The organism is Streptococcus jiangnanensis, from assembly GCF_040888325.1.
Classification (GTDB): Bacteria; Bacillota; Bacilli; order Lactobacillales; family Streptococcaceae; genus Streptococcus; species Streptococcus jiangnanensis.
Genome location: NZ_JBFNFF010000001.1, coordinates 583,334 through 590,862 on the forward strand (window position 1 = coordinate 583,334; position 7,529 = coordinate 590,862).

Sequence of the window (7,529 nt, forward strand, 5' to 3'; positions counted from 1 at the left end):
GATGATTGAACTAAAGAATATATCTAAAAAATTTGGAAGCCGTCAGCTATTTTCAGATACTAATCTTCAATTTGAAGGTGGGAAAATTTATGCCTTAATCGGTACAAGTGGCTGTGGTAAGACAACCCTCTTGAATATGATTGGACGATTAGAGCCATATGACAATGGAGAAATTATCTATGATGGCACTTCTCTTAAGGACATCAAGCCTTCTGTTTTCTTTAGAGATTACTTAGGATACTTATTTCAAGATTTTGGCTTAATTGAAAGTCAAACCGTCAAAGAGAATCTCAATCTGGGTTTAGTTGGTAATAAGTTGAAAGAAAAAGAGAAAATCTCTTTGATGAAACAAGCTCTAAACCGTGTTAACCTCTCTTATTTAGATTTAAAGCAACCTATCTTTGAATTATCAGGAGGAGAAGCACAACGTGTTGCACTAGCGAAGATAATTTTAAAGGATCCACCTTTGATTCTCGCAGATGAACCAACCGCTTCCTTAGACCCCAAAAACTCTGAGGAATTACTTTCTATCCTAGAATCTTTAAAAAATCCGAATCGAACTATTATTATTGCGACCCACAATCCTCTGATTTGGGAACAAGTGGACCAAGTTATTCGAGTTACCGATTTATCACATCGATGATAAGAGAACATTAAGTTAGAAGAAAGAGTCACAAATACACTTTGTGGCTTTTTTATTTCCATAAAAATGGTAAAATAGTAGGAGTAGAAATGGAGTTTGAGACATGAAAGTAATCGATCAATTTAAAAATAAGAAAGTACTTGTTTTAGGTTTGGCTAAGTCTGGTGAGTCTGCGGCTCGTTTGCTGGACAAGCTGGGGGCTATTGTGACGGTAAATGACGGCAAACCTTTTGAGGAAAATCCTGCTGCTCAAAGCTTGCTAGAAGATGGAATCAAGGTTGTCACTGGTGGCCATCCTTTGGAGCTCTTGGATGAAGACTTTGCTCTGATGGTGAAAAATCCAGGGATTCCTTATAGCAATCCTATGATTGAAAAGGCTTTGGCAAAAGGTATCCCTGTCTTGACTGAGGTGGAGTTGGCCTACTTGATCTCAGAAGCACCGATTATCGGTATCACTGGTTCAAATGGGAAAACAACCACAACGACGATGATTGGGGAAGTTTTGTCTGCTGCTGGTCAACGCGGTCTCTTGTCAGGGAACATCGGCTATCCTGCTAGTCAAGTGGCTCAAACTGCTACAGCCAAGGACACGCTTGTCATGGAACTTTCTTCTTTCCAACTGATGGGTGTCCAAGAATTCCATCCTGAGATTGCGGTTATTACCAACCTCATGCCAACTCATATCGACTATCATGGTTCTTTTGAGGAGTATGTGGCGGCTAAGTGGAATATTCAGAACAAGATGACAGCAGCTGATTTTCTTGTTTTGAACTTTAACCAAGACTTTGCAAAAGAATTGGCTAGCAAAACACAAGCTACTGTTGTACCATTTTCAACACAGGAAAAGGTTGATGGAGCTTATTTGGAAGATGGTCAACTCTACTTCCGTGGGGAAGTGGTCATGGCAGCGAGTGAAATCGGTGTTCCAGGTAGCCACAATATGGAAAATGCCCTTGCGACTATTGCTGTAGCCAAGCTTCGTGGTGTGGATAACCAAACCATCAAAGAAACTCTTTCAGCCTTTGGTGGTGTCAAGCACCGTCTCCAATTTGTGGATGAAATCAAGGGGGTCAAATTCTATAACGATAGCAAGTCAACCAATATCTTGGCTACTCAAAAAGCCTTGTCAGGATTTGACAACAGAAAGGTTATCTTAATTGCAGGTGGTTTGGACCGTGGCAATGAGTTTGACGAATTGGTGCCAGATATTACTGGGCTCAAGAAGATGGTTATCCTTGGTCAATCTGCAGAACGTGTCAAACGGGCAGCAGAGAAGGCTGGTGTGGCTTATGTAGATGCGACAGATATTGCTGATGCGACCCGCAAGGCTTATGACCTTGCGAATCAAGGAGATGTGGTTCTTCTCAGTCCTGCCAATGCTAGCTGGGATATGTATGCTAACTTTGAAGTACGTGGCGACCTCTTTATCGACACAGTAGCGGAGTTAAAGGAATAATATGAAAAAAATTGTCTTTACAGGTGGGGGGACGGTTGGACACGTCACCCTCAACCTCTTATTAATGCCCAAGTTCATCGAAGACGGCTGGGAAGTTCACTATATTGGTGATAAACACGGAATCGAACACCAAGAAATCCTCAAGTCAGGTTTGGATGTTACTTTCCATTCTATTGCAACTGGGAAGTTGCGTCGCTATTTTTCTTGGCAAAATATGCTGGATGTCTTCAAAGTTGGTTGGGGAATTGTCCAATCGCTCTTTATCATGTTACGATTGCGTCCACAGGCTCTTTTTTCAAAGGGGGGCTTTGTCTCTGTACCGCCGGTTATCGCAGCGCGTGTGTCAGGAGTACCTGTCTTTATTCACGAATCGGACCTGTCTATGGGCTTAGCCAATAAAATTGCCTATAAATTTGCGACCAAGATGTATTCAACATTTGAGCAGCCTGCTAGTCTTGCAAAAGTAGAGCATGTGGGGGCAGTGACCAAGGTTTCAGACCAAAACACTCCAGAACCAGATGAATTGGTGGATATCCAAACCCACTTTAATCCTAAATTGCCAACCGTATTATTTGTCGGTGGTTCTGCAGGAGCTCGTGTATTTAACCAATTAGTGACAGATCATAAAAAAGAGTTGACAGAGCGCTACAATATTATCAATTTAACTGGAGATTCAAGCCTCAATGAGTTGAGTCAAAATCTCTTTCGTGTTGATTATGTGACGGCTCTCTATCAACCCTTGATGGAGATGGCAGATGTGGTAGTGACCCGTGGTGGTGCCAATACGATTTTTGAGCTCTTGGCCATGGCGAAACTCCATCTCATCGTACCATTGGGTCGTGAAGCAAGTCGAGGAGACCAGATTGAAAATGCTGCCTACTTTGTTAAGAAAGGCTATGCAGAAGAACTTCAAGAAAGTGACCTGACCTTGGAAAGCTTGGAGGAGAAACTCAGTCACTTGCTTAGTCACAAGGACCAATACCAAGCTAGCATGAAAGTTTCGACTGAATTGAAATCTCTTGCAGATTTTTACGATCTATTAAGAAAAGACCTAGCATAAGGAATATCAATGTCAAAGGATAAGAAAAAAGAATCAAACCAGAAGCAAGAATTGTCTGAATGGCAGAAACGAAACCAGGAATACCTGAAGAAGAAGGCTGAGGAAGAAGCTGCCCTAGCTGAAGAGAAGGAAAAGGAAAAACAAGCTCGTAAGGAAGCCAACTCGAAACTATTGGAGGAATCCAAGAAATCATCGAGTGAGTTAGATGAGGAAGCCTCAAATCCAAGCAAGGAACCATCCGAAAAAGAAGAAAAATCTCAAAAGGATAACCGGAAAGTCAAAGAAGAAAAAGAGAAGAAGAAAAAAGAAAAACCAGAGAAACCAGAAAAACCTGCTAAGCCTAAAATTGCGCCTGTTCATATTTGGCGAGCTGTGAGTATCTTGGTACCGAGTGTCCTGGTCCTCCTTCTTTCAGTCTATCTGTTGACTCCGCTTTCGACCATCAAAAATATCGAAGTTAAGGGAAATAGTAACACACAGGCTGATGACATCAAACAGGCTTCTGGAATTCAAGATAGCGACTATACCTTAGCTCTATTGTTGGATAAGGAAACATACGCTGAGCGAATCAAGTTCAATCATTGGATAGAATCAGCGAAAATTAACTATCAATTTCCGGCTAACTTTACGATTGAGGTTAAGGAGTTTGATATTGTCGGTTATTATGTGTCTGGTGAAGAACATTATCCTATTCTTTCTAGTGGTACAGTAGAGTCAACTCCTATTGATCGCTTAAACTTGCCTGAGACTTATCTGACAGTTACCTTTAACGATGAGCAGCAGGTGAAAGAGCTGATAGCGGGATTGTCTACCATCAGTGAGGATATCAAGAGCCAAATCCAGAAAATCGAATTAGCGCCGAGCAAGGCAACCGCAGATCTTTTAAAAATTACTATGCTGGATACAGATGAGGTTTTGGTTCCCCTATCAGAATTGAGCAAAAAATTGCCTTATTACAGCAAAATCAAGCCACAATTGTCAGAACCGAGTGTAGTTGATATGGAAGCTGGAGTATACAGCTATACGATAGCGGATAAATTGATAGAAGAGGCTGAGGAAAAAGCCAAACAAGAGGCCAAGGAAGCTGAGAAGAAAAAACAGGAAGAAGAAAAGAAAAAACAAGAAGAACAAGGAAATCAAAGTCAAACGAGCCAGCAATCACAGAGTCGTTAGACTAACTTTTCCTCTTGATTTTGAATGGTATAGAAGTCCAGTTTCGAGTTTTTGCTTGACAAGTCCTACTATAAATAATAGAATAGAAAAAAACCTTTAAAGCAGTCCAGAGAGGCAGCTAAGGTTAGACGGTGAAAGGGTGGACTCTACCCATTTTTCGTGGAACCTTGCTGTTGGCAGGTTCCTTTTTTCGTGGTTTATTTTTGACCATACTCTCTTGCTCTTAAAGGTAAAAGGAGAAAGGTATGCGTGAATATCGTCCAGTTATTGCTCTTGATTTTCCTAGTTTTGAGGCGGTCAAGGAATTTTTATCTCTTTTCCCAGCAGAAGAAAGTCTTTATCTAAAAGTAGGGATGGAGCTTTATTATGCGGAAGGACCGGAAGTTGTCCGTTATTTGAAGTCATTGGGGCATAGTGTCTTTTTGGATCTCAAGCTACATGACATTCCAAATACAGTAAAATCTGCCATGAAGGTCTTGTCTCAGCTTGGTGTAGACATGACAAATGTTCATGCTGCTGGTGGTGTGGAGATGATGAAGGCTGCGCGTGAAGGTTTGGGGACACAAGCCAAATTGATCGCTGTGACCCAGCTTACATCAACGTCGGAAAGCCAGATGCAGGATTTTCAAAATATCCAAACCAGCCTGCAAGAGTCTGTGATTCACTATGCCAAGAAGACAGCTGAAGTGGGCTTGGACGGTGTCGTTTGCTCAGCTCAGGAAGTGCAACTCATCAAGCAGGCCACCAATCCAGATTTTATCTGTCTGACACCAGGTATTCGTCCAGCGGGAGCTGCGGTTGGAGACCAAAAACGCGTCATGACGCCAGCGGACGCCTATCAAATCGGTAGTGACTATATCGTAGTGGGACGTCCCATTACCCAGGCTGAGGATCCTGTTGCAGCTTATCATGCTATCAAGGATGAATGGAACAAAGACTGAAATGAAAGAAATAGATTATAAAAACAAAAGGAGAATACTATGACACTTGCTAAAGATATCGCTAGCCACCTCTTGAAAATCCAAGCAGTTTACCTCAAACCAGAGGAGCCTTTCACTTGGGCATCTGGTATCAAATCGCCGATTTATACTGACAACCGAGTGACGCTTGCCTATCCAGAAACTCGTAGCTTGATTGAAAATGGTTTTGTGGAAGCTATTAAAGCAGAATTTCCAGAAGTAGAAGTGATTGCAGGAACAGCGACAGCAGGGATTCCGCACGGAGCCATTATCGCTGACAAGATGAACTTGCCTTTTGCCTACATCCGCAGCAAACCAAAAGACCACGGAGCTGGTAATCAAATCGAAGGCCGTGTAGCTCAGGGGCAAAAGATGGTTATTGTTGAAGACCTCATTTCAACGGGCGGTTCAGTTCTTGAAGCCGTAGCAGCAGCCAAACGTGAAGGAGCCGATGTTCTTGGTGTCGTAGCGATTTTCAGCTATCAATTGCCAAAAGCAGATAAGAACTTCGCAGATGCTGGTGTAAAATTGGTGACGCTTTCTAACTACAGTGAACTGATCCATCTAGCCCAAGAAGAAGGTTACATCACGCCAGAAGGACTCGACCTCCTAAAACGCTTTAAAGAAGACCAAGAAAATTGGCAAAATGCCTAAAACATAGAAAATCAGGTAGTCACTAGGATTACCTGATTTTTTATATGTGGGCAATAAAACAAAGGTTCCTAAAGGTAAAAAAGAATATAGGATAATGATAGAATGAGAGTCTTCTCTTTTTTGGAGCATATTCAGATAATCAGTTTGAAATCTCCAGACAAAATTTTTGAAAGGATTCTGAAAAAGAGGTAAGATAGTTTATGTAAGTTAAAGTAAACGCTTACTTAATAAGGAGGACACTTTATGTCATATAAAACAAGCAATGCAGAAGGACCTGTAGATTTTATTAACACTTATGATTTGGAGCCAATGGCGCAACAAGTCATTCCTAAAGCTGCCTTTGGTTATATCGCTAGTGGAGCAGAGGATACTTTCACTTTACGCGAGAACATCCGTGCCTTTAACCACAAACTCATCGTTCCTCATACGCTTTGTGATGTTGAAAATCCAAGTACAGAGATTGAATTTGCAGGTGAAAAATTATCTTCACCAATTATTATGGCGCCTGTTGCGGCTCATAAATTAGCAAATGAGCAGGGGGAAGTAGCTACTGCGCGTGGTGTGCATGAATTTGGTTCTCTCTATACAACTAGTTCCTACTCTACCGTTGACCTTCCAGAAATTACGGAAGCTCTTCAAGGAACACCTCATTGGTTCCAATTTTACTTTAGTAAGGATGATGGAATTAACCGCCATATCATGGACCGTGTGAAGGCTGAAGGCTACAAAGCGATTGTCTTGACGGCGGATGCAACTGTAGGAGGCAATCGTGAGGTTGATAAGCGCAATGGTTTTGTCTTCCCAGTTGGCATGCCGATTGTTGAGGAATACCTGCCAGAAGGTGCTGGAAAATCAATGGACTTTGTTTACAAATCAGCTAAACAACGCTTGTCTCCACGCGATGTAGAATTTATCGCTACATACTCAGGACTTCCTGTGTATGTCAAGGGGCCACAATGCCGTGAGGACGTTGAACGTTCGCTTGCCGCAGGTGCTTCTGGTATCTGGGTAACCAACCACGGTGGCCGCCAAATCGACGGTGGACCAGCTGCCTTTGACTCACTTCAAGAAGTGGCTGAAGCAGTTGATAAACGTGTGCCAATTGTCTTTGACTCTGGTGTTCGTCGTGGTCAGCACGTCTTTAAAGCCTTGGCTTCAGGAGCAGACTTGGTAGCTATTGGGCGCCCTGTTATTTATGGCTTGGCTCTCGGCGGTAGTGTTGGTGTGCGTCAAGTCTTTGAGCACTTGAATGCAGAATTGAAGACAGTCATGCAGTTATCTGGAACTCAGACTATTGAGGATGTCAAACACTTCAAACTGCGTCACAACCCATACAATCCAACCTTCCCAGTTGACCCTCGTGATTTGAAATTGTATTGATAAAGAAGACGGCCTCCACCTTTTGTGGAGGTTTTTCTTCGTGTATAGAAAGATTAAATCGTTATCAGAAACTATATAAATATATTTTCCAGTCAAATATCTTGCTAGGGCTTTCAAATTCTGTTATACTGGTCCAGTAATTAAATAATAAAGACATTTGGGGTGCCTTAGGCTGAGATGATACCCATTGAACCTGATACAGTT

The 7,529-nt window shown here is 42.1% G+C and carries 7 protein-coding genes; all 7 read left to right on the forward strand.

Features of this window, described 5'->3' with window-relative positions; translation table 11 throughout:
- Window position 1: 1 nt before the first annotated feature.
- The gene (locus AB2B49_RS02660) at window positions 2-643 is read left to right on the forward strand and encodes an ABC transporter ATP-binding protein (RefSeq protein WP_000571298.1); all 642 of its coding nucleotides are present in this window, start codon (window positions 2-4) and stop codon (window positions 641-643) included.
- A 103-nt stretch (window positions 644-746) separates the two neighbouring features.
- Entirely contained in the window at window positions 747-2,099 is a 1,353-nt protein-coding gene (murD, locus tag AB2B49_RS02665) for a UDP-N-acetylmuramoyl-L-alanine--D-glutamate ligase (protein WP_125854026.1), read from the forward strand.
- A gap of 1 nt (window position 2,100) precedes the next feature.
- Window positions 2,101-3,159, forward strand: coding sequence for a UDP-N-acetylglucosamine--N-acetylmuramyl-(pentapeptide) pyrophosphoryl-undecaprenol N-acetylglucosamine transferase (locus tag AB2B49_RS02670; RefSeq protein ID WP_125854027.1), 1,059 nt, complete (start codon window positions 2,101-2,103; stop codon window positions 3,157-3,159).
- Window positions 3,160-3,168: 9 nt separating this feature from the next.
- Complete coding sequence (locus AB2B49_RS02675) at window positions 3,169-4,332, forward strand: cell division protein FtsQ/DivIB (RefSeq protein ID WP_320691892.1); 1,164 nt, start codon at window positions 3,169-3,171, stop codon at window positions 4,330-4,332.
- A 245-nt stretch (window positions 4,333-4,577) separates the two neighbouring features.
- Window positions 4,578-5,273 (forward strand): orotidine-5'-phosphate decarboxylase, encoded by a 696-nt coding sequence (gene pyrF, locus AB2B49_RS02680; RefSeq protein WP_320691893.1) that lies wholly within the window; start codon window positions 4,578-4,580, stop codon window positions 5,271-5,273.
- A gap of 39 nt (window positions 5,274-5,312) precedes the next feature.
- Entirely contained in the window at window positions 5,313-5,945 is a 633-nt protein-coding gene (gene pyrE / locus AB2B49_RS02685; protein WP_049504708.1) for an orotate phosphoribosyltransferase, read from the forward strand.
- A gap of 243 nt (window positions 5,946-6,188) precedes the next feature.
- Window positions 6,189-7,325, forward strand: coding sequence for an L-lactate oxidase (gene lctO, locus AB2B49_RS02690; protein WP_000120742.1), 1,137 nt, complete (start codon window positions 6,189-6,191; stop codon window positions 7,323-7,325).
- Window positions 7,326-7,529: the final 204 nt, after the last annotated feature.